General features: G+C 62.7%; 17 protein-coding genes, 1 pseudogene and 1 riboswitch. Of the genes and pseudogenes, 9 read left to right on the forward strand and 9 right to left on the reverse strand.

What is annotated here, in order from left to right; all coding sequences use genetic code 11:
* From BUE39_RS28565 to BUE39_RS28580, 4 genes are all read right to left on the reverse strand, one after another.
* The coding region (locus BUE39_RS28565; protein ID WP_143169528.1) for a type VI secretion system Vgr family protein at nucleotides 1-1,445 on the reverse strand (1,445 nt) is incomplete at its 3' end.
* A gap of 918 nt (nucleotides 1,446-2,363) precedes the next feature.
* A complete protein-coding gene (locus BUE39_RS28570) occupies nucleotides 2,364-2,693 on the reverse strand; it encodes a DUF4148 domain-containing protein (protein WP_073432025.1) in 330 nt (109 codons plus the stop codon).
* 179 nt (nucleotides 2,694-2,872) lie between these two features.
* Nucleotides 2,873-3,940: an aldose epimerase family protein gene (locus BUE39_RS28575; RefSeq protein WP_073432026.1), complete on the reverse strand. Its 1,068-nt coding sequence runs from the start codon at nucleotides 3,938-3,940 to the stop codon at nucleotides 2,873-2,875.
* A gap of 33 nt (nucleotides 3,941-3,973) precedes the next feature.
* Nucleotides 3,974-5,191, reverse strand: coding sequence for a XylR family transcriptional regulator (locus BUE39_RS28580; RefSeq protein WP_073432047.1), 1,218 nt, complete (start codon nucleotides 5,189-5,191; stop codon nucleotides 3,974-3,976).
* A gap of 271 nt (nucleotides 5,192-5,462) precedes the next feature.
* Between BUE39_RS28580 and xylA the strand changes: the two genes are divergently transcribed.
* The 4 genes from xylA (at nucleotide 5,463) to BUE39_RS28600 (ending at nucleotide 10,821) form a co-directional block, all read left to right on the forward strand.
* Nucleotides 5,463-6,785 (forward strand): xylose isomerase, encoded by a 1,323-nt coding sequence (gene xylA / locus BUE39_RS28585; protein ID WP_073432027.1) that lies wholly within the window; start codon nucleotides 5,463-5,465, stop codon nucleotides 6,783-6,785.
* A 172-nt stretch (nucleotides 6,786-6,957) separates the two neighbouring features.
* Nucleotides 6,958-7,986, forward strand: coding sequence for a D-xylose ABC transporter substrate-binding protein (gene xylF, locus BUE39_RS28590; protein WP_073432028.1), 1,029 nt, complete (start codon nucleotides 6,958-6,960; stop codon nucleotides 7,984-7,986).
* Nucleotides 7,987-8,065: 79 nt separating this feature from the next.
* Nucleotides 8,066-9,625 carry a D-xylose ABC transporter ATP-binding protein gene (gene xylG, locus BUE39_RS28595; RefSeq protein WP_073432029.1) on the forward strand — a complete coding sequence of 520 codons (1,560 nt, stop codon included), beginning with the start codon at nucleotides 8,066-8,068 and terminating at the stop codon, nucleotides 9,623-9,625.
* A complete protein-coding gene (locus BUE39_RS28600) occupies nucleotides 9,622-10,821 on the forward strand; it encodes a sugar ABC transporter permease (protein WP_073432030.1) in 1,200 nt (399 codons plus the stop codon). The genes xylG and BUE39_RS28600 overlap by 4 nt, the downstream gene beginning before the upstream one ends.
* A gap of 245 nt (nucleotides 10,822-11,066) precedes the next feature.
* On the opposite strand, the pseudogene BUE39_RS35715 reads toward BUE39_RS28600, so the two are convergent.
* Nucleotides 11,067-11,342: pseudogene (locus BUE39_RS35715) on the reverse strand (helix-turn-helix domain-containing protein); the annotation flags it as partial.
* Nucleotides 11,339-11,674: a type II toxin-antitoxin system RelE/ParE family toxin gene (locus BUE39_RS28610; protein WP_073432031.1), complete on the reverse strand. Its 336-nt coding sequence runs from the start codon at nucleotides 11,672-11,674 to the stop codon at nucleotides 11,339-11,341. The pseudogene BUE39_RS35715 and the gene BUE39_RS28610, both read right to left, overlap by 4 nt.
* A 353-nt stretch (nucleotides 11,675-12,027) precedes the next feature.
* Between BUE39_RS28610 and BUE39_RS28615 the strand changes: the two genes are divergently transcribed.
* Both BUE39_RS28615 and BUE39_RS28620 read left to right on the forward strand, forming a co-directional pair.
* Nucleotides 12,028-14,298 carry a xanthine dehydrogenase family protein molybdopterin-binding subunit gene (locus BUE39_RS28615; RefSeq protein WP_073432032.1) on the forward strand — a complete coding sequence of 757 codons (2,271 nt, stop codon included), beginning with the start codon at nucleotides 12,028-12,030 and terminating at the stop codon, nucleotides 14,296-14,298.
* A gap of 37 nt (nucleotides 14,299-14,335) precedes the next feature.
* The gene (locus tag BUE39_RS28620) at nucleotides 14,336-14,794 is read left to right on the forward strand and encodes a (2Fe-2S)-binding protein (protein ID WP_073432033.1); all 459 of its coding nucleotides are present in this window, start codon (nucleotides 14,336-14,338) and stop codon (nucleotides 14,792-14,794) included.
* Nucleotides 14,795-15,081: 287 nt separating this feature from the next.
* On the opposite strand, the gene BUE39_RS28625 is transcribed toward BUE39_RS28620, so the two are convergent.
* Together BUE39_RS28625 and BUE39_RS28630 are read right to left on the reverse strand one after the other, a co-directional pair.
* Entirely contained in the window at nucleotides 15,082-16,740 is a 1,659-nt protein-coding gene (locus BUE39_RS28625; protein WP_073432034.1) for an ATP-binding protein, read from the reverse strand.
* A 4-nt stretch (nucleotides 16,741-16,744) separates the two neighbouring features.
* Nucleotides 16,745-18,262, reverse strand: coding sequence for an ATPase domain-containing protein (locus BUE39_RS28630; protein WP_073432048.1), 1,518 nt, complete (start codon nucleotides 18,260-18,262; stop codon nucleotides 16,745-16,747).
* 155 nt (nucleotides 18,263-18,417) lie between these two features.
* Here BUE39_RS28630 and BUE39_RS28635 point away from each other — a divergent pair, with 155 nt between their 5' ends.
* Nucleotides 18,418-18,858, forward strand: coding sequence for a hypothetical protein (locus tag BUE39_RS28635; RefSeq protein WP_073432035.1), 441 nt, complete (start codon nucleotides 18,418-18,420; stop codon nucleotides 18,856-18,858).
* A 61-nt stretch (nucleotides 18,859-18,919) separates the two neighbouring features.
* Here BUE39_RS28635 and BUE39_RS28640 read toward each other — a convergent pair whose 3' ends face one another.
* Nucleotides 18,920-19,531, reverse strand: a complete 612-nt coding sequence (locus tag BUE39_RS28640; protein WP_073432036.1) for a histidine phosphatase family protein — start codon at nucleotides 19,529-19,531, stop codon at nucleotides 18,920-18,922.
* Between the two features lie 76 nt (nucleotides 19,532-19,607).
* Nucleotides 19,608-19,746, forward strand: a riboswitch (adenosylcobalamin (AdoCbl) riboswitch).
* A 19-nt stretch (nucleotides 19,747-19,765) separates the two neighbouring features.
* On the opposite strand from BUE39_RS28640, the gene BUE39_RS28645 reads away from it, so the two are divergent.
* Both BUE39_RS28645 and BUE39_RS28650 read left to right on the forward strand, forming a co-directional pair.
* On the forward strand, nucleotides 19,766-19,987 hold the full coding sequence (locus tag BUE39_RS28645; protein WP_073432049.1) for a CbtB domain-containing protein: 222 nt from the start codon (nucleotides 19,766-19,768) through the stop codon (nucleotides 19,985-19,987).
* A gap of 11 nt (nucleotides 19,988-19,998) precedes the next feature.
* The gene (locus BUE39_RS28650) at nucleotides 19,999-20,751 is read left to right on the forward strand and encodes a CbtA family protein (protein WP_073432037.1); all 753 of its coding nucleotides are present in this window, start codon (nucleotides 19,999-20,001) and stop codon (nucleotides 20,749-20,751) included.
* The last annotated feature ends 57 nt before the right edge of the window (nucleotides 20,752-20,808 follow it).

Genomic DNA, 20,808 nt, shown 5'->3' on the forward strand with positions numbered 1-20,808 from the left:
CTCGGCACATGCACGCCGCCATAGCCGCCGCCCGTATCCGACATCGCGACCCGCAGCCAGCATGACGCCTTCTCGTCGCCGTCGTTGAGCCGGTCCCAGTGGAAGCGCACCTTGATGCGGTTGAGCGCGTCGGTGTAGACCTCCTCGTTCGCGGGACCGACGACGATTGCCGACTGCAGATGCATCTCCGGCTTGTGATGCTCGAACGGACTGCGGTAGGGCACGGCCTTGCGTTGCGCCTCGATCTCAACGAGGAAGAAGCCTTCGCTGCCATCGGCGTGGGCGACCTTCAACGCACTGGCTGTGCCTTCATGATTCGCCCGGACCATCGCCAGTCCGCCTTTCAGGCTATGCGGGAAATCGGCGGCCTGACTCGAAACCGGCAGGTTGTTTTCAATGAACCACGACGTTCCGATCAGGGCGAACTGCCGGTCCTGCTCACTGTCGGTAGCGTGCCCGGGGTGATCATCCAGTTCGAACCAGCGGCCTGCATCGACCTGTCTCACGCCGCCTGAACCGAAGAAGCGCTTCGCCCGCGACTCCCATTCCTCCATGCGGATCTTCGACAGGTGATCGCCGCGGTCCTGGCTGCCGTAGGTGTACGCGCCGGTGTATTCGTAGACTTCGGCCTGCTGCGGCAGGTCGCCCTGTGTGGCAAGCGTCGGCACGGTCGTGCCCTTCGGACTGGCCGACGAACCCGGTGCCTTGTAATCGAAGGTGCGCGTCGTGAGCGTGGTGCTCTGAAGCGTTCTTGTGCCCGACCACTGAACCAGTGCATCGGTTTCGCTGTTCGTGCCCGCGCGGTAGAACCGGACCGTCTGGGGTGAAAGCGGCCGGAACGCGTCGAGGTTGTCCGTGACGATGAGCGTATGTGACTGGCCATCGCCAGCCTGCTCGAAACAGCCGAACAGCCCTTCGTTTTCGATCAGCCGGTGCACGAAATTCCAGTCGTCCTCGTATTGCATGCAGAACGAACGCGGGGTCAGGGGCCGATTCAGCGCAAAGCGGAATGCGCCCTGGGCCTGTGGATGCAGGTTGAAGACATCGGTGAGGATTTCCTCGGCGGGTTTGTCCTGCCAGATCCGCGCGTCCTTGCGAAAGCGCAGGAAGTGCATCCACGAGGCAAAGCCGAGCTGATAGCTCGTGAGTCCGTTATCCGAGCCGAGGCGTCGCGCGGTATGCACATAGCCGTGATGAGGCAGGTAGGATTTGTCGGTCTGCTGGATCCACAGCGTGACGGGCTGCGCAATCAGCGTCTTCAGTTCAATGGCACCGGAAATGGAAACGGCATCGACCGTAAATTCATAATGGCGGCCAATCCGTGAATGGCCGATAACCCGCTGCGGCAGAAGAACATGACCGCCCAGCGGACTATCCAGTTTCAGCAGACGGTCGCTTTGAGCGAGTCCGCCCTTTATTGCCCCGATTATGTCCTGCGCTCCCATTGCCGCCTCTTCTTGTTAGCCGACTGATTGACCGCGCTCCGCGCGATTTTACGGAACTTCAGACGAATCGACCAGAACTTGAATGTCAGTCAATGTGAGACGGCATTAATTTCCGAATTTCAATTATGCGCTTTGGATATCGGTAAAACCTATCGTGGTCTTGGCAGCTGACGGCGAGCAAAAGTCGGCCCGATTCGGTTTTGTGCTCGCGTTCACGTAGCGCGTCGTGAAGCCGCGACGTGTTGAGAGTCGAGCCTGGCTCTGGAGCGACGATGACAAAAAGCGCGTAGCCGGAACTGCAAAGTAGAACCTGATTACGCTGGATGCAGAGCCCGCCGACAACGCGGATGGCGTTTGCTCGCCTTTTGCGGCAAATACTCGCATGTGCAGCGCGTCGGTTTTTCGTGACCCTGGCCCATTAGGCGTTTGGCCGCGACGCTTGCGCAGTCCAAGGACAAAAGCCCACGCGCACTGAAAATACGCGTAGTCAAAAAACGGATCGCGTGTACCGGTTCCTACGTACGCCCGTCAGAACCGCATTGAATAATTTCTCGGCGGTGCGCTCTCTAAGCAGCAGCTATTCGATAAAGAAGATGTTATGAAAAATGGAATTCGCATAATGCGACGACTGTGCCCGTTTCGATAATCAGATCGGCGTCTCGAAAGCTTTCGCCTTTCTTTCCTATCAAAGAGACCAGAAGCAAGAACAAAAACAAGCGCACGTCATCCAATTATCGTGCGGCACTAAACCATTCGGATAACGGCGCAATACAAAACGTCGCGCCAATAACAAAGAGAGGCGCATCAGCGCCTCTCCTCAATCAAAGCATTCCCGCTCATCCAGCCAAACCCTCAACCCAGCGCACGCCCGAACAAACCCATGACCCACAACCCCCAAAAAACACCACCAAAAGCGCCTCACTCCCCACCCAAAGGCTGCGGATACGGATTCAAAACCGCCGTATTCCCGCCAGTCTGCGACGTCTGCGACGACCCCCCACCCGAAGAACCATACCCGGTCACATCCGCTTGAGCCGTAGCATTCTGCGCAGCGATCCTTGCTTCCGCAGCCTGAATATCCGCCGGATAATTCGCATCGACAGCGGCAGCCGGGTTATATCCAGCCTGTTCAATCTGCCGCAATTCCGCCTTCACCTGCGCGCGCGTAAGCGGCTGCGCCTGTGCGAACGAAGCCACCGGCGCAGCGAAAACCACGGCGAGCGTTACAACCTTGATCAGCGATTTCATGATGCTTCCCTCCGAAAACTGTCTGTAAGGCGCCGCAGCACGCGTGCGGCAACCAATGAACAGATTTTAGGAAGCGAAAAACCTAGGGGTAAGCCCTGATCCCGTAATTCAGTCTTGCAGAAAACGATAAGTCGGAATCGTAAGAAACGCACGCCGAAACCCTGAACAAACGAAACGGCTCAAACGCCGCTGCGCACGCCGACCCGATACCGAGTCACCTGCCGATACGTATCGCCGGCCTGCACGATCACCGCATCCTGCTCATCAGCCATATTCACCTGATTCGGAAAGCCGCCCGCTTCCAGGCAAAGCCCCGCATGCGGTTGATACGCAATGCCGCCGCGTCCCTTATTGCCATTCAGCGCGTTGCCGCTATAAAACTGCAAGCCGCGCTGATCGGTGAACACAGTCAGTTCACGTCCACTGCCGGGGTCATACGCACAAGCAACCTCGCGTATCCCCGGCGCGCTCGCCTCCCCCAACACATAGCAATGATCGAATCCGCCCGCCCGCGCAAGCTGCGCATGCGGCCAATCCAACCGTGCGCCAATCGGCGCGCTCTGCCGGAAGTCGAACGCATTGCCCGCCACTTCGGCGAGTCTGGTGGGAATCAGCGCCGCGTCGACTTCGAAGAACCGGTCCGCATCGATCGACAACACATGTCCGCGAATATCCGCGCCCGGCCGCCCCGTCAGATTGAAGTACGGATGACTCGTCAGATTCAGCGGCGTCGCCGCATCGGTGATCGCTTCATAGTCGATGGTCAGCGTGCCGTCGTCGTCGAGCGAGTAACGCACTTGCGTCGTCACGTTGCCGGGAAAACCGGCGTCGCCTTCGGGCGACTCCAGACGCATGACCAGCGCGCCATTGTCCTCGCTCACGTCCCACAGCGCGCGATGAAAACCCTGCGTGCCGCCGTGCAATAGATTCGCGCCTTCATTGCGGTCGAGCGTGTACTCGATGCCGTCGAGCGTGAAGCGCGCATCGGCAATGCGGTTCGCCCATCGGCCGATCAATCCGCCCATGTAGGTGGTGGCCGCCACGTATTCGGCGGGCGTGTCATGGCCGAGCAGAATATCGCCGAGACGTCCCGCGCGATCCGGCGCATGCCACGAGACCAGCGTCGCGCCCAGGTCGCTGATGGCGATTTTCATGCCGTGTGCGTTGCGCAGCGTAAAGAGCCGCACCGGATCGCCGCCGGGCAGCGTGCCCCACGGCTCAGAGGAGAGTTGTTCAATGCTGATCATGTCGTCGGTGGAAAAGAAAGTAAAAAGGCATGCTCAGCCAGGCGCGACCGTTGAATTGGCGCGTTCCTGATACTCGCGCGGCGTGCAACCGAGTTCACGACGAAACACCGCGTACATGTATTGCAGCGACGTGAAGCCGCAACGAATCGCCACCTCCGCGCTCGACGCATCGCGCTTCGCCAGCAGCGCTTTCGCGACATCGAGTTTATGACGCAAGATTTCCTGATGCACGGTGCACTGCCGCTCGCGCCGAAAGTACTCTTCTAGCGACGAACGCGACACGCCCACATAATCGGCAACCTGTTCGGTGCGAATGCCCTGGCACGCGTACTGGCGAATGAAATGCCGCGCGCGCATCACATATGGGCTCGCGAGCGGCTGATGCTTGGTCGATTCGAGTACGTTGATGCCGACCGGCGGCACGAGAATGCGCCGCCCCGGAAAACGCGCGCCGCGCAGCATTTGATGCAACAAGTGAGCGGCGGTGCGTCCCATTTCCCCGGTGCCTTGAATCACCGAGGAAAGCGGAATGCGCGTCAACGTGCGCGTCAACGGATCGTTGTCGATGCCGATGATCGCCACTTCTTCCGGCACTGGAATACCCGCGATCAAACACGCTTGCAGCAAATGCCGCGCGCGCGCGTCAGTCACGGCGATGATGCCGACCGGCTTCGGCAGTTGGCGCAGCCATGCGGTGAGCTGCTCGGTCGCCTGGTTCCATGACGGCGCGCTGGTCGACAGGCCGCGATAAATCTCGCTGCGGATTTGCTCGTCGCCGTGGCCGTCCGCGTGACGCAAATGCTCGAATGCCAATTCGCGCTGCTGCGCCCAGCGGTTTTCCTGCGCTTGCGGCAGGCTATACAGCGCGAAGTGTTCGAGTCCCGCGCCGATCAGATGCGTATACGCGAGCGAGACGAGCTTGCTGTTATCGGTGGCGATATAGGGTAAGTCCGGGGGATAGTGCGCCGGGTCTTCAAACGATGACCCCACCGCGACGACCGGCAACGGACAATCGCGCAGCGCTTCGCCCACGGCGGGGTCGTCGAAATCCGCGATGATGCCGTCGCCGTCGAAACGCTCGATGCCGGTCAGCCGGCAGCGAAAGTCTTCTTCGAGAAAGAGATCCCATGCCACGCGCGTGGACAGCAGGTAATTGCCGATGCCGGTAATGATCTCGCGGTCGTAGACCTTGTTCGCGTTGAACAGCAGCGCGATCCGATGGGTCGTCTGTGGTGTTTGCGGACGGGTCATGGCAATGGGCGGCGTGCAAATCGGCGGGACTCGCAACGCCATCGTCTCCTGTTGGGCGCGCCTTGCAGGCCGCGCTTTTTAAGCGTCCGGTTATTCTAGGCCGCGAATCTCGCGACGGTGCGAAACAAACGCGTGGGCGGTAAGAAACATCAAGCACGCTGCGCAATTTCGCAATTGCCGATGCATCAGGCAAGCGGCAGCATGGCGTCACCTTGTCGACCGGAGCGGCAACGTCGCGCGGTTGCAGTGCAGCATAAAACAGGAGACGCTGATGTCCTACTTCGAACACATTCCCGAGATCCGCTACGAAGGTCCGCAATCGGATAACCCGCTTGCGTACCGCCATTACGACAAGAGTAAACGCGTGCTCGGCAAGACACTCGAAGAACATCTGCGCATTGCCGTGTGCTACTGGCATACGTTCGTGTGGCCCGGCGTCGACATCTTCGGGCAAGGGACGTTTCAGCGCCCCTGGCAGCAAGCCGGCAATGCAATGGAACGCGCGCAACAAAAGGCCGATGCCGCCTTCGAGTTCTTCTCCAGGCTCGGTACGCCGTACTACACCTTTCACGATACGGACGTGGCGCCGGAAGGCGAGAGCCTGAAGGAATACAGCGAGAACTTCACGCGCATTGCGGACTATCTGGCGCGCAAGCAACAGGATACCGGCATCAAATTGCTGTGGGGCACGGCCAATCTGTTTTCGCATCCGCGTTATGCGGCCGGCGCGGCGACCAGCCCAAATCCTGAGATTTTCGCGTTTGCCGCGACGCAGGTCCGTCATGCGCTCGACGCAACCCAACGGCTGGGCGGCGAGAATTATGTGTTGTGGGGCGGCCGCGAAGGTTACGATACGCTGCTCAATACGGACCTCGTGCGTGAACGCGATCAACTCGCTCGCTTTCTCCATATGGTGGTCGACCATAAGCACAAGATGGGTTTCAAAGGCGCACTGCTGATCGAACCGAAGCCGCAAGAGCCGACCAAGCATCAATACGATTACGACGTCGCGAGCGTGCACGGTTTCCTGCTGCAATACGGGCTGGAGAAAGAGATTCGCGTGAACATCGAGGCGAATCACGCGACGCTCGCGGGGCACTCGTTTCATCACGAGATCGCAACCGCTTACGCGCTTGGCATTTTCGGCAGCGTCGATGCGAATCGCGGTGATCCGCAAAACGGTTGGGATACGGATCAGTTTCCGAATAGCGTGGAGGAACTGACGCTGGCCTTCTACGAGATTCTCAAGCATGGCGGCTTTACCACGGGCGGAATGAATTTCGACTCGAAGGTGCGGCGGCAAAGTGTTGATGCGGAAGATCTTTTCCACGGCCACGTCGGCGCGATCGATAACCTCGCGCTCGCCGTCGAGCGTGCAGCCACGCTGATCGAAAACGACCGTCTCGAACAATTCAAGCGTCAGCGTTACGCGGGCTGGAACTCGGAGCTAGGCCGCAAGATCCTGTCGGGCGACTATTCGCTGTCGACGCTGGCCTCGGATGCGCTACAGCACGATCTGAATCCGCAACACGCAAGTGGCCGTCAGGAGCATCTGGAAAACGTCGTGAATCAGGCGATTTACAGCGGGCGCTAATCAGGCGCACGCAAAGAGGCAAAGCCCGCGAAAACAGCGGGCGTGAATAAAAATCGCGCGGCCACGTCGACCGCGCGAAATAGAAGCTTTGGGTTGTCGCTTGTCCGGTCTTGCGGCTCGCAGCGCAGGCCGTCCAATCCGGTATTCCGGCTATCAGAAGAAGGAGAGAGACATGAAATTCGCAATGCGTCGTACCCTACTGAGTTCGCTCGTATGTGGAGCGGTGCTCGCCAGCCTGTCGCTTGTCGCGCCGCTCGCGCACGCAAGCAAGGATCATCCCGAGATTGGTTTCTGTATCGACGATCTGCGCGTCGAGCGCTGGTCGCGCGATCGCGACTATTTCGTCGCGGCAGCGGAAAAGCTCGGTGCGAAAGTGTCGGTGCAATCCGCCGATGCGAGCGAAGCGCGACAAATCTCGCAGATCGAAAACCTGATTTCGCGCGGCGTGGATGTGATCGTCATCGTGCCGTTCAATTCGAAAACGCTCGGCAATGTGGTCGCCGAAGCGAAGAAAGCGGGCATCAAGGTTGTCTCGTATGACCGGCTGATTCTCGATGCCGATGTGGACGGCTATATCTCGTTCGACAACGAGAAGGTCGGCGAACTGCAAGCACAAGGCGTCTACAACGCGCAGCCGAAGGGCAACTACTTCCTGCTAGGCGGCGCGCCCACCGACAACAACGCGAAGATGCTGCGCGAAGGCCAGCTCAAGGTACTGAAGCCCGCAATCGACAAGGGCGATATCAAGGTCGTCGGTCAGCAGTGGGTGCCGGAGTGGAGCGCGTCGACGGCGCTGCGCATCGTCGAGGATGCGTTGACCGCGAACAACAACAAGATCGACGCAATCGTCGCCTCGAACGACGGCACCGCAGGCGGCGCGATTCAGGCGCTGGCCGCTCAACACATGGCGGGCAAGGTGCCGGTTTCTGGTCAGGACGCGGACCTCGCCGCGGTGAAGCGCGTGATCGCCGGCACGCAAACCATGACCGTCTACAAGCCGCTGAAACTGATCGCGGGCGAAGCGGCGAAACTTTCCGTTGCGCTCGCGAAGGGCCAGAAGCCTGCCTATAACGCGCAGTATGACAACGGCAAGAAGAAGGTCGATACGGTTCTTCTGCAACCCACGTTGCTTACCAGGAGCAATGTCGATGTGGTCGTCAAGGACGGCTTCTACACCCAGGCCCAGCTCGCGAGCCAATGAGCGTAACGAGTGCGCGGTTTGCGCCGATGGGCAGGATGCGCATCGGCGCAGCCGCGCGCCTTGCAGCGAGGCATAGCGAATGACGCAACCATTGCTGACGATGCGCGGCATCGTCAAGGCGTTTTCCGGCGTGAAGGCGCTCGACGGCATCGACCTGACGGTCTCTCCGGGCGAGTGCGTCGGCTTGTGCGGCGAGAACGGCGCGGGCAAATCGACGCTGATGAAAGTGCTGTCCGGTGTCTATCCGCACGGCACGTGGGACGGCGAAATCATCTGGGAAGGCGAGCCGCTGAAGGCCGCGAACGTGCGCGACACCGAACGCGCCGGCATCATCATCATTCACCAGGAGTTGATGCTGGTGCCCGAGCTATCCGTTGCCGAGAACATCTTTCTCGGCAACGAAATCACGCTGCCCGGCGGCCGGATGAATTACGCCGCGATGTACCAGCGCGCCGATGAATTGCTGCGCGAACTCGGCATTAGCGGAATCAATGCCGCGCAGCCGGTAATGAACTATGGCGGCGGCCATCAGCAGTTGATCGAAATCGCGAAGGCGCTGAACAAGCGCGCGAAGCTGTTGATTCTGGACGAACCGTCGTCGTCGCTGACCTCATCGGAAATACGCATTCTGCTGGACATCGTGCGCGATCTGAAACGACGCGGCGTTGCCTGCGTGTACATCTCGCACAAGCTCGACGAAGTGGCGGCGGTGTGCGACACGATCAGCGTGATTCGCGATGGCCGACACGTCGCGACCGAACCGATGCACGCGCTCACCACCGACCGCATCATCTCCCTGATGGTGGGCCGTGAAATCAAGAACCTCTTTCCGCGCGAGCCGCATCCGATCGGCGACGTGATTTTCGAAGCGCGCCACGTGACCTGTTTCGACGTCACCAATCCGCGCCGCAAGCGGGTGAACGACGTGTCGTTTTCGCTGCGGCGGGGCGAGATTCTCGGTGTTGCGGGTTTGGTGGGCGCGGGGCGCACGGAGTTGATGCAGGCGATTTTCGGCGCGTATCCCGGCGTGAGCGAAGCGACGGTGGTGATGAACGGCAAGCCGTTGAAGATTCGCGCGCCCGTCGAGGCGATTCGCGCGGGCATCGGCATGGTGCCGGAAGATCGCAAGCGTCATGGCATCGTGCCGGGCTTGAGCGTGGGTCACAACATCACCCTCGCGGTGTTGCAACGCTTCGCATCGGGCGGCCGGATCGACTCCGCCGCGGAACTCGACACGATTCACACGGAGATGAAGCGGCTTTCGGTGCGCGCCGCGCATCCGATGCTCTCCATTGCGAGCTTGTCGGGCGGCAATCAGCAGAAGGCCGTGCTGACGCGCATGTTGCTCACCGACCCGAAGGTGCTGATTCTCGACGAGCCGACGCGCGGTGTCGACGTCGGCGCGAAGTTCGAAATCTACAAACTGATTTTTCAACTGGCGCAGCGCGGCATGTCGATCGTGATGGTGTCCTCCGAATTGCCCGAAGTACTCGGCATTAGCGACCGCGTATTGGTGATCGGCGAGGGCGAATTGCGAGGCGACTTCGTCAACGACGGTCTGACGCAAGAGGACATTCTCAGCGCCGCGATCCGTCCCGTGCAGCGATCCCCGAACCCAACCGCAGCGAGTGCCGCATGACGCCCGACGTTACTTCCCAACGCGCCGACGATTCAGCGCCGCGAGGCGCTTTCGGCGGTCCCCAGCGTATTCAGCAATTGTTCTCGCGCTACAAGATTCTCGCGTTGCTGATCGCCGTGGCCGCGATCTGGATTTTCTTTTCGTTGCTCACGCACGGCGCATTTGTCACGCCGCGCAATCTGTCGAATCTGCTGCGGCAGATGTCGATTACCGGCATGCTCGCGTGCGGCATGGTGTTCGTGATCATCGCCGGCGAAATCGATCTGTCGGTCGGCTCGCTGCTCGGCTTGCTCGGCGGCGTGGCGGCGATACTCGACGTGAACCGGCATTGGCCGATCGGCGTCACCTTGCCGGTGGTGATGTTGCTCGGCGTGCTTGTCGGCATGTTCAATGGATGGTGGTCGACCTACCTGCGCGTGCCTTCGTTCATTGTCGGGCTGGGCGGCATGCTCGCGTATCGCGGCATTCTGCTGGGCGTCACGGGCGGTTCGACGATCGCGCCGGTCTCCGATAGTTTTGTTTTTGTCGGCCAGGGGTATTTACCCAGGCTCGCGGGCGACACGCTCGCCGTGGTGCTGTTTCTGCTGTTGGCGTTTCTGACGGTGCGGCAGCGGCGCAACCGCGAGCGCTATCAACTGACCGTCGTGCCGGTTTGGCAGGATGTCGTGAAGGTGGTCGGCGCGGGCGTGATTCTGGCCGGCTTCGTCGCCACGCTCGACCGTTACGGCGGCATTCCGGTGCCGGTTCTGCTGCTGCTTGCGCTGCTCGGCATCTTCACGTGGATCGCCACGCAGACGGTATTCGGGCGGCGCATCTATGCCGTGGGCTCCAATCTCGAAGCGACGCGTCTCTCAGGTGTGAACACAAATCGAGTGAAGCTCGCGATCTTCGCGCTGATGGGGCTGATGTGCGCATTCGGCGGCATCGTGAATACGGCGCGCCTCGCCGCGGGTTCGCCGTCGGCGGGCTCGATGGGCGAACTCGATGCAATCGCCGCGTGCTTTATCGGCGGGACGTCGATGCGCGGCGGCTCCGGCACGGTCTACGGCGCATTGATCGGGGCACTGGTGATGGCGAGCCTCGATAACGGCATGTCGATGCTCGACGTCGACGCCTATTGGCAGATGATCGTGAAGGGCAGCATTCTCGTGCTGGCCGTGTGGATCGATGTGGTGTCGGGGTCGAACCGGCGCTGAGGTGTTGGGGGGTGCGTCAGGCGAGCGCCGACGCACCGTGCGGTGCATCGGCTGAAGTGCTTGCGGTGCCGCGCGGAAATGGCGGCTCAGCGAGCATGCGCGAGAACCGCGGTACCGCCCTTGCTGCGTCGCACTGATGCCTTTGCGGTCGGCTTCTTCGTTGCCGCAGGTTTTTTTGCAGGTGCTGCGGGCTGCTTGGGCGTGGTCGACTTGAGGTTCGCATTTGCAGCACGCCGTTTCACTGGCGCATCCGACACGCGCATCTCCACACGCATGTTTGCCGCTACCGCCATATTGACCAATGCATCGAGCGCGAACAGATTGATCTTGCCGCGCATAAGATCGGACACGCGTGGTTGCGTGACGCCGAAATGCCTGGCGGCCTCTGCCTGGCTCATGCCGGTGCGGGTGATATGGTCTTTGAGCGCCATCATCAACACCGACCGAAGTTTCATGTTCTCCGCCTGTTCCGGCGTATCTTCGATGGCATCCCAGACGCTCAGAAATTTTTGATTGCTCATGGCTTGACCTCTTTCAATTCGCGATAGCGCTTGGTGGCAAGATCCAGATCGGCTTTGCTGGTTTTCGGGGTCTTCTTCTGGAAGCAATGAAGCACGTAAACCGCATCGGCTAACTTGGCCAGGTAAATGATCCGGAATGCCCCATTTGCGTCCCGAATCCGTATTTCCCGTACCCCTTGGCCTATCGTGTTCATTGGCTTCCAGTCGTCCGGGTCGCGGCCACGCTGGACTTGATCGAGTTGATAGCCGGCGTCACGCCGCGCCGAGAGTGGAAACTCGCGCAAGTCGTCTAATGAACTACCGCAGAACGTTAGTGGCTTTGCATCGATCATACGTGAAATTATATAAAGGTTTGTATGTTGCGGCAATCGATCGAAACGACGTCGTACGAGGTTTCATGTAAACGATCCACCTGCCATTCCGCAAAATCGGCCTCACTTCACTGCCCTGACTGCTCACCCCCGCTGCACTGCAGCGTGCCGCCGCCCCGCGAATAACATTTAATGAACTGACAGACGGGCTTGAGCGCAGCGCCCACGCACCCACCATCGCGCTCGCTGCAGAACGCGCCTTTCAGTCCACCACCCACTTTCCCGTCTTATTGCTGTCCAGAAGAACAAACCCCGAGGCGCCCGCCAGCGCCTTTCGCCGCTTCCCAGCCACCGCCAGGCCGATCGACCATGTCATGTTAAAGCGCAGAACCTTCCTGCTCGGCGGCGCCGGCGCTGTCGGCGCGTTGCTGGTCGGCTGGTCGGTGCTGCCGCCGGGCCAGCGTCTGACCACCGCCGCGCCGCTGCGCATACAAGGCTCGCAGGTGGCGCTCAACGGCTGGGTCAAGATCGCCGCCGACAACAGCGTGACGATCATGATGTGCAAGGCGGAAATGGGGCAGGGCATCCACACCGGTCTCGCGATGCTGCTGGCCGAGGAACTGGATGCCGACTGGTCGCAGGTGCGGGTCGAGGACTCGCCGATCGACAAGATCTACAACAGCCTGCAAACCGTCGTCGACGACTTGCCGTTCCGTCCCGACGACGACAGCGCCGTGAAGCGCGCCACGGTCTGGATCACCCGCAAACTGGTGCGCGAGGCCGGCACGATGATGACGGGCGGTTCATCGAGCATCAACGATCTATGGCTGCCGATGCGCGAAGCGGGCGCGTCGGCGCGCGCGATGCTGATCGGCGCGGCCGCCGCGCAATGGAAAGTGCCGCCCGGCGAATGCCGTACGGAAAGCGGTCAGGTGCTGCACCCGTCGGGGCGTAAGGCGAGTTTTGGCGAATTGTCCGCGCTGGCCGCGCAGCAGCCGCTGCCGCGCAAGATTGCGCTGAAGGACCCGGGCGAATTCAAACTCATCGGCAAACCGGTGCGCCGCGTCGAAGCCGCGCCGAAAATCAACGGCACGGCGCGCTTCGGTATCGACGCATTGCCGGACGGCCTGTTGTACGCCAGCGTCACGATGTGTCCCACGCTCGGCGGCAGGGTGGCGAATTTCGACGCCACGTCCGCCGCGAACATGCCGGGCTTCATCAAGGCGTTCGCGGTCGCGCCGTACAACGGCGGCAGCGGCGCGGTCGCGGTGATCGCCGACAACCCGTTCCGCGCAATGAACGCGGTCAAAGCGATCAAGGTGGATTGGCATGAGGGCGCGGCGTCCAAGGTGTCGAGCGCGAGCGTGAACAGCCGGCTCGCGCAAGCATTGGACGACAGCGACGGCCACGCCTACTACCATCGCGGCGACGTGGATGCCGCCTTGCACGGCGCGGCGCGAACCCTCACCGCCGAGTATCGCGCGCCGTATCTCGCGCATGGCGCGGTCGAACCGGTCAATTGCACGGTGCAGGTCACGGACGGCGCGGCCACCGTCTGGGTCTCCACGCAAGTGCCCGCGCTCGCGCGCCAGCACGTCGCCAAGGTGCTGGACCTCGACGCCGATAAGGTCGACATGCACACGCTGCTGCTCGGCGGCGCGTTCGGCCGGCGGCTGGAACTCGACTTCGTCGCGCAGGCCGCGGCGATCGCGCGCGAGGGCGGCGGCCGTCCCGTGCAAACGCTCTGGTCGCGGGCGCAGGACTTCACGCACGATTTCTATCGTCCGGCGTGCGTGTCGCGGCTCAAAGCCGGTCTCGACAAGGACGGCAAACTGGTCGCCTGGCAGAGCACGTCGGCGAGTCAGGCGATCGTGCCGGAATCGCTCGCGCGCTACTACGGCGTGCCGCGCATTCCCATCGACAAAACCACCAGCGAAGGCGCGTTCGACCAGCCCTACGAATGGCCGGCCGCGCGCGTGGCGCACAAGATCGTCGAGCTGCCGGTGCCGGTCGGGTTCTGGCGCTCGGTCGGCCATTCGCATCAGGCTTTCTTCACCGAAAGTTTCACCGACGAACTCGCCGCCGCCACGGGCCAGGATCCGATTGCGTTTCGCGCCGCGCTGCTCGCGCGGCATCCGCGGCATCTTGCGGTGCTAAAGCGCGTCGCGGCGTTGTCGGAGTGGGGGCATCCGTTGACGCATGCCGCTGACGGCGCGCCTCGCGCGCGCGGCGTCGCGTTGCATGAGGCGTTCGGCAGCGTGGTCGCGCAGGTGGCGGAGGTGTCGCTCGGGCCGAACCAGCAGATTCGCGTGCATCGGGTGGTCTGCGTGATCGATTGCGGCTTGCCGGTCAATCCGAACCTGATCCGTCAGCAGATGGAGAGCGGCATCGTGTTCGGCCTGTCGAGCGCGTTGCAGAACGAGATCACCATCGAGGAAGGCAAGGTGAAGCAGGAGAACTTCGTGGATTTCCCGGTCGTGCGGATGAACGATTGCCCGGTGATCGAAACCGACATCATGCCGAGCCAACTACATCCGCAAGGCGTCGGCGAACCGGGCGTGCCGCCCATCGCGCCGGCGGTGGCCAACGCGGTGTTCGCTCTGACCGGCAAGCGCTTGCGCGCGTTGCCGCTCAAGCTCGCGTGAGATTCGCGTGAAGCCCATCGGACTCAGGGGGAAAAGCATGACATCGCTGAACATCAACGGCCGCGCGGTGGCGGTGCACGCGGAGCCGGACATGCCGTTGCTGTGGGTGCTGCGTTGCGAACTCGGGTTGACGGGCACGAAGTTCGGTTGCGGCGTGGGTATTTGCGGCGCGTGCACGGTTCACCTGGACGGCAAGGCGTCGCTCTCGTGTCAGACGCTCATGGCAGGTTTGCAGACGCAGAAGATCACGACGATTGAAGGCGTGCAGGGCAAGGAAGCGCAAGCGCTAAAGGCGGCGTGGATCGATCTCGACGTGGTGCAGTGCGGCTATTGCCAGAGCGCGCAATTGATGGCGGCCTGCGCGTTGCTCAAGCAGAAACCCAATCCCACCGATGCGGACATCGACGCGGCCATGTCCAACATCGTGTGCCGTTGCGGCACATATCCGCGGGTGCGGGCGGCGATTCACCAGGCGGCGAAGCGCCGGCCCGCTTGAGGCCACGCGGGCTCAGTTCGTCAGCATTTCCACCACGGCGACCACCACCGTGAAAATGCCGATGCATCCGCCCAATGTAGCCGCGCCCTGCATGAAGTTGGACATACGTGACCCCGTAACGTGTAGTTGAGGCACGTATTTAACCGTAAGTGAAAGGCAAAAGAAAGCTTGTCAAAAATAAATCGTAAGCTTCCAGGAGCGCGCTGGTCGCTGCGGTCGGAACGGCTTTGGCGAGCGCCGAGCGCCGAGGGCTTGGCCGCGGAGCGCAGCGTGATCGCGTGGATCGCTCAGGCCGCGAGCCCGAGCCGCACGGTCCGCGCCAGGTCGTCGAGTTGGAAGGGCTTGCGCAGGATCGTGCAGCGCTTCACGGCCAGGCCGGAGATATCCACGTCCGCATAGCCGGTTGCGAGGATCACCGGCAGATCCTCGTGCATCTTGCGCGCCGCGGCGATCACGTCGATGCCGTTCATGCCCGGCATCGCGAAGTCGACCATCAGCAAGTCGGGCTTGTCGTCCTGCAAGCGGTTCAGGCCGGCGGGTCCGTCCGCGGCTTCGGTCACGGTATAGCCGAGCATTCGCAGCGACTCGACCAGCATCGCGCGGACCTCGCCGTCGTCCTCGACCACCAGCACGCGTTTTTCGCCGACAGCGTTCGCTTCCGCATCGGCTACCGCTTCGGCCCGCGAGTCCACGCGTTCGCGCAGCGGCAGCCACACTTCCACGGTCGTGCCGACGCCTTCCTCGCTGAAGAGACGCGCGGTGCCGCCGGCCTGTCTCGCGATGCCGTAGACCTGGCTCAAGCCGAGTCCGGTGCCCTTGCCGATCGGCTTGGTGGTGAAGAACGGATCGAACACGCGCGAGACGACGTCGGCGGGAATGCCCAAACCGGTATCGACCACTTCGACCACCACATAACGGCCTTCCCCGAGTGTCGGATCGGGCGCCGCGCGTTCCTTCACGCGAATGCTGAGCTGGCCGCCGCCCGGCATCGCATCGCGCGCGTTGATCGCGAGATTGAGGATCGCCAGTTCGAGCTGATTCGCGTCGGCCTGGGTCCACATCTCGTCGCCGTGGAACTCGGTGGCGTAGTGGATGCCGGAACCGAGCGAGACGGTAATGATGTCGCGCATGCCTTGCAGCAAGGCCACCACGTCCACCGCTTTCAGATCGAGGTTGCTGTTGCGCGAGAAGGCCAGCAACTGGCCCGTCAGCTTCGCGCCGCGTTCGGTCGCGCGCCTGACGGTGGCGGCCATCGCGCGAATGCGCTCGTCGTTGGCGACCCGCCCGATCAACTCCGCGTTGACCATGATGACGTTCAGCAGATTATTGAAGTCGTGCGCGATGCCGCCGGTGAGTTGCCCGAGCGCTTCCATCTTCTGCGATTGGACCAGCACCGCCTGCACCTTGGCACGCTCGTGTATCTCCGTCATCAGCCGGTTGTTGGCGGAGGCGAGCTCGTGGGTGCGCTCGGCGATGCGGCCTTCCAGCGAATCGTTCAGATGCACCAGCGCCTCTTGCGCTTCCATGCGTTCGGCCAGATGCCGGCGCGACTCGTATTGCCGTGCGCGCGCCCGCAGCGAGGACGCGACCGCGCGCCGCAGCGTTTCCGAATTCAGCGGACGTTCGAGCACCACCACGTTGCCGAGCCGCTCGAGCACTTCGAGTCCGCGAGCGGAGCGATGCCCGACGCGATTCGCGGCGAGCAGGATGAAGGGCAAGTCGGACCATGCCGGCTGCCGTGCGAGCCAACCGAACAGATGCGAGGCGTGGCCGTCCGCGAGTGCTTCCTCGGCAATCAACGCGCTGCCCGCGCCGGCGTCCAGCGCTTCGGTCAGCGCGTCGGCATCGCGGCAGACGACGCAGGCGCGCTCGTCTTTATGCAGGACTTCGGCGATCACCTCGGCGTCGCGGCCGAACGGCGCCAGGATGAGAACGCGCTGCTCCATGACCTCACTGCCCGGACGTGTCGATGAGGTGATCCCGCGCGCCGAGCAGGGCCGTGGTGCCACGGTATGCCGGCAGGCCGGAGAGCACGCCCTCGAAGTCGCGCAGCGCCTCGCCGACTTCCACGCCGCCGTGCGCGAGCCGGAACTGGCGGATCGAGCGCTGGTGTTCGTTGGCGCGGCTCTTGACGGCGGTGACGGCCGTCAACACTTCGCCGTGATGCTCGAAGTAGCGGAACAGCACGACCACGTCGCTGAGATAGCTGATGTCGATATCGCTCTGAATTTCGCCGATGATGCCGTGCTGGCCCAGCACCAGCATCGTGATGATGCCCTGCTGGTTCAGGTAGCCGAGCAGCTCATGCATTTGCAGCAGCAGGTAGCGCTCGCCGGGCATCGCCTGGAGATAGGCGTTCAGGCTGTCGATCGCGACATACCGGGCGCCCTTGTTTTCGACCGACTGGCGCACGTCGGTCGCGAATTCGCCGGGCGAGATTTCCGCCGGATCGATCTGGCGCAGCGTGAGCAGGCCGCTTTCGACGTGCGGCGCCAGATCCATGCCGAGCGCCGCGCAGCGGATCATCAGCGTGGTGAGCGTTTCGTCGAACACGTAGTAGACGCAACGCTGGCCGCGTTCGAGCGCCCTCAGCAGGCACGACACGACGGTGGTGGTCTTGCCCACGCCGGACGGTCCGATCATCAGCGCATTGGTGCCGGGGATCAGGCCGCCGCCCAGCAGCGCGTCGAGGCCCGGCGTGCCCGTGCTGAGCGGGTTCGGGTCGAATTCCGCGTGATGTTCCGCGGCGACGAGGCGCGGATACACACGAATGCCGCCGGTGTCGAGCGTGAAGTCGTGATACCCCTCGCGGAACTTGATGCCGCGCATCTTGGCGATGCGCAGCCGCCGCCGGTTGCCGCCGTAGTCGTGCACGATGTTGTCGAGGCTGATCACGCCGTGCGCGATGCTGTGCAACTGCACGTCGCCGGTGTCGGAGGTGTTGTCGTCGAGCAGCAGCACCGTGCATTCGCGGGTCGCGAAAAAGCGCTTGAGCGCGAGAATCTGCCGCCGGTAGCGCAGCGGGTTCTGCGACAGCAGACGCAGTTCCGAGAGACTGTCGAGCACGATGCGGGTGGGCTTGACATCATTGACCTGTTGAATGACGTTGCGCACGGTCTCGCCGAGTTCGACTTCGGCCGGGTGCAGCACAGATTGCTCGTATTGCGGGTCGAGGCCCTCGTCGGAGAGCAATTCGAGAATCGAGAAGCGGCTGAGATCCCAGCCGTGGCTGTCCGCGACCGAGATCAGTTCGGAGCGGGTCTCGGAGAGCGTGATGTAGAGGCCGGCTTGCCCTTCGTCGACACCCTTGAGTAAAAACTGCAAGGCTAGGGTAGTTTTACCTGTGCCGGGCGCGCCCTCGATGAGATACATGCGGCGGGGCGTGAAGCCGCCGCCCAGGATGTTGTCGACCCCTTCGATCCCTGATGAAAGGCGGGCCGGCGTGTCGGTGACAGGTTTCGTTGACATGGCTTGGCGATTCACGTCGATTGAGTGGCGGCATTTGGTGGGCCGGTACGGCGGGCGCGCAAGATGCGTGCCCAACCGTCGCGTGCCTCGGTCCGAGCGCCACGGGTACGGACAGTGCTGTCAGCCTGTCGACCGCTTTCAGGGATCGCGCCGATATGAACCCCGCCCGCTTCCTCGCCGCCACGTTTGCAGCCGCGTCGCTAGGCGCCGTGCTGCCCGGCAGCGCGAATGCCGACGATGCGCCCAGTCCGTGCGCATCGCTCAAACGCATCGTGGCGGCTGCGCCAGGCGGCCTGGCCTCGTTGACGCCCGACGACGGCAGGGGCGTCGCGCAACCTTACGGCGACGATGCGCAATGCTCGGCGAGCGGGGGCAGCTACCAATGCACGTGGACGCCGCATCATGACGCCGGGTCGAGCGCGGACGCGCTGCAGGCCGTCGCGGCGGATATCGCGTCGTGTCTGCCCGAAGCGACCCACGATCAGAATTCGCCGGGACGTCAGCACTTTTATTTAGGCGCGCCGGGTAAGCGGACCGAAATCACGCTGGCGCCGGCGGGTTCAGCGAGGCTGCGCCTGGTGGTGTCGGGTCAATGAGCGGCAAGCGGGCCGATATGCGTGGATTTCAAATCCGACGGCGGGCGTCGCGCTGGTGTTGTCAGTGCGACGCGGGCCACCATGTCCAGCCGCGCGATGAACGCCGTAATTCGACCGCCGACAGCGGGGCGATTTCGATGCGTGGAAATACGGCGGGCGATGCTCCGAGTGCGTGAACGAGCGCCGCGCGAATCACCGGCGCGTGCGTAATGGCGACCACGTTGCGCGGGTTTTGACGCGGGGCGCTTGTTGTACCGGTCGTTCCTTCGCTGATCGCGCCGTCCAGCGCATCGAGCCATTCTCCCAGGCGCTTCACGAGTTGACTGAACGACTCGCCGCCGTGCGCCGCGAAGTCGGGATCGCGCAGCCAGGCAGCGAGGTGCTGCGGCGCTTCATTCGCGAGATCGGCGAGGCGGCGTCCCTGCCAATCGCCGTAGTCGATCTCCGCCAACGCTGTGTGGACCGTCGCGGCGAGGCCCAACGCCAGCGCTGTATCGCGCGCGCAAACTGCGGGGCTGACGAAGACCGCGGCGGCGTCGGCAATCGCCAGGCGCTGGCGTGCGGCCTGGGCTTCGGCGAGGCCGCGAGCGTCGAGCGGATCGTCGGCGGGAAAGCGGCCCGCGCGCATGGCGGGGGTCGATGCGTGGCTGACCAGTAACAGCCTTGTGTCCATTCGATGACTTCCATAGAGGCACGCCAAGGCAGAACGCCCGCATGGACGCGTTGCGCTACCGAGTGCCGGAGTTTAGCGCGTAGAATAGCGGCACTGCGAAGTGCGGAAGCCGGTGAGAGCCCGGCGCGGTCGCGCCACTGTAATCGGCATCACGAGCCGAAAGCCAGACCTGAGCTTCGCAGCCTTCCTTTGCAATCGACTATCGGGGCGCGCTACCCCCAGGAGATGTCCATCATGACCGAAGCTGTTTTCGATCCCGCCAACCCGCCCGCCGCTCAACCCACGCCGATTCCGCTGCGCGAGTTGTTGCCTTGGGTCGTGTTCGGCGGCTTGCTGCTGTTGCTCGCGCTTTACTTCGTTGGAGCGGAACAGGGCGCCACGTCGCTGGTGCCCGGCATGTACGTGCATGAGTTCGTGCACGACGGTCGCCATCTGCTCGGCTTTCCCTGCCACTAACGGAGTTCGACATGGTTGGTAAGTTGTTATTGCGCGGGATGCTCGCAGGCATCGCCGCGGGACTGCTCACGTTCGGCTTCGCCCGGCTCGCGGGCGAGCCGCAGGTCGATCAGGCGATTTCCTTCGAGGAAAAGGCCGCGGCGGCGGCCGAGGGCGGCGAGGCGCATGAACACGAAGACCTCGTTAGCCGCGATACGCAGGCGGGCCTGGGGCTGTTGACCGGCGTGGTCACGTATGGCGCGGCGTTCGGCGGATTGTTCGCGCTCGTATTCGCCTACGCCTATGGACGGGTGGGCGCATTGAGCGCGCGTGCGTTGTCGGCATGGCTTGCGCTCGGCGCGTTCATCGCGCTGGTGATCGTCCCGAACATCAAGTACCCGGCGAATCCGCCGGCGGTGGGCGACCCCGACACGATCGGAACGCGCACCGGCTTGTTCTTCCTGATGATCGCGATCTCGCTGACCGCGATGGTGTTTTCGCTGAAGGTGCGGCGTCGCGCGGTAATGAAACTGGGCGCGTGGAATGGCTCGATCGTGGGCGGCGTGGTGTTCGTCGCGATCATCGCTGCCGTGCAATTGTCGATGCCGACAATCAACGAAGTGCCGGCGGCTTTCCCGGCCGTGCTGCTGTGGAAGTTCCGCGTCGCGGCGATCGGCATGCAGGTGATCATGTGGACGACGATCGGACTGCTGTTCGGCGCGCTGGTGGAGCACAGCGGATTGACGCGGATAGGCGCGGGGCGGGCGGCGGTGAAGTCCGTTTGATGGTTTTCTGTTGATGAAGAGTGTGGGCTCCGTCGACTGCGCCGGTTGACGTATGCC

This window comes from Paraburkholderia terricola (genome assembly GCF_900142195.1).
GTDB classification, from domain to species: Bacteria; Pseudomonadota; Gammaproteobacteria; order Burkholderiales; family Burkholderiaceae; genus Paraburkholderia; species Paraburkholderia terricola.

Bases quoted from the DNA above. Each gene is read 5' to 3' on its own strand.
- BUE39_RS28580 (WP_073432047.1), bottom strand. From the start codon at position 5,191: ATGACCCGTCCGCAAACACCACAGACGACCCATCGGATCGCGCTGCTG.
- BUE39_RS28575 (WP_073432026.1), bottom strand. From the start codon at position 3,940: ATGATCAGCATTGAACAACTCTCCTCTGAGCCGTGGGGCACGCTGCCC.
- xylA (WP_073432027.1), top strand. From the start codon at position 5,463: ATGTCCTACTTCGAACACATTCCCGAGATCCGCTACGAAGGTCCGCAA.
- BUE39_RS28610 (WP_073432031.1), bottom strand. From the start codon at position 11,674: ATGATCGATGCAAAGCCACTAACGTTCTGCGGTAGTTCATTAGACGAC.
- BUE39_RS28635 (WP_073432035.1), top strand. From the start codon at position 18,418: ATGAACCCCGCCCGCTTCCTCGCCGCCACGTTTGCAGCCGCGTCGCTA.
- BUE39_RS28600 (WP_073432030.1), top strand. From the start codon at position 9,622: ATGACGCCCGACGTTACTTCCCAACGCGCCGACGATTCAGCGCCGCGA.
- xylG (WP_073432029.1), top strand. From the start codon at position 8,066: ATGACGCAACCATTGCTGACGATGCGCGGCATCGTCAAGGCGTTTTCC.
- BUE39_RS28615 (WP_073432032.1), top strand. From the start codon at position 12,028: ATGTTAAAGCGCAGAACCTTCCTGCTCGGCGGCGCCGGCGCTGTCGGC.
- BUE39_RS28645 (WP_073432049.1), top strand. From the start codon at position 19,766: ATGACCGAAGCTGTTTTCGATCCCGCCAACCCGCCCGCCGCTCAACCC.
- BUE39_RS28625 (WP_073432034.1), bottom strand. From the start codon at position 16,740: ATGGAGCAGCGCGTTCTCATCCTGGCGCCGTTCGGCCGCGACGCCGAG.
- BUE39_RS28650 (WP_073432037.1), top strand. From the start codon at position 19,999: ATGGTTGGTAAGTTGTTATTGCGCGGGATGCTCGCAGGCATCGCCGCG.
- BUE39_RS28570 (WP_073432025.1), bottom strand. From the start codon at position 2,693: ATGAAATCGCTGATCAAGGTTGTAACGCTCGCCGTGGTTTTCGCTGCG.
- xylF (WP_073432028.1), top strand. From the start codon at position 6,958: ATGAAATTCGCAATGCGTCGTACCCTACTGAGTTCGCTCGTATGTGGA.
- BUE39_RS28630 (WP_073432048.1), bottom strand. From the start codon at position 18,262: ATGTCAACGAAACCTGTCACCGACACGCCGGCCCGCCTTTCATCAGGG.
- BUE39_RS28640 (WP_073432036.1), bottom strand. From the start codon at position 19,531: ATGGACACAAGGCTGTTACTGGTCAGCCACGCATCGACCCCCGCCATG.
- BUE39_RS28620 (WP_073432033.1), top strand. From the start codon at position 14,336: ATGACATCGCTGAACATCAACGGCCGCGCGGTGGCGGTGCACGCGGAG.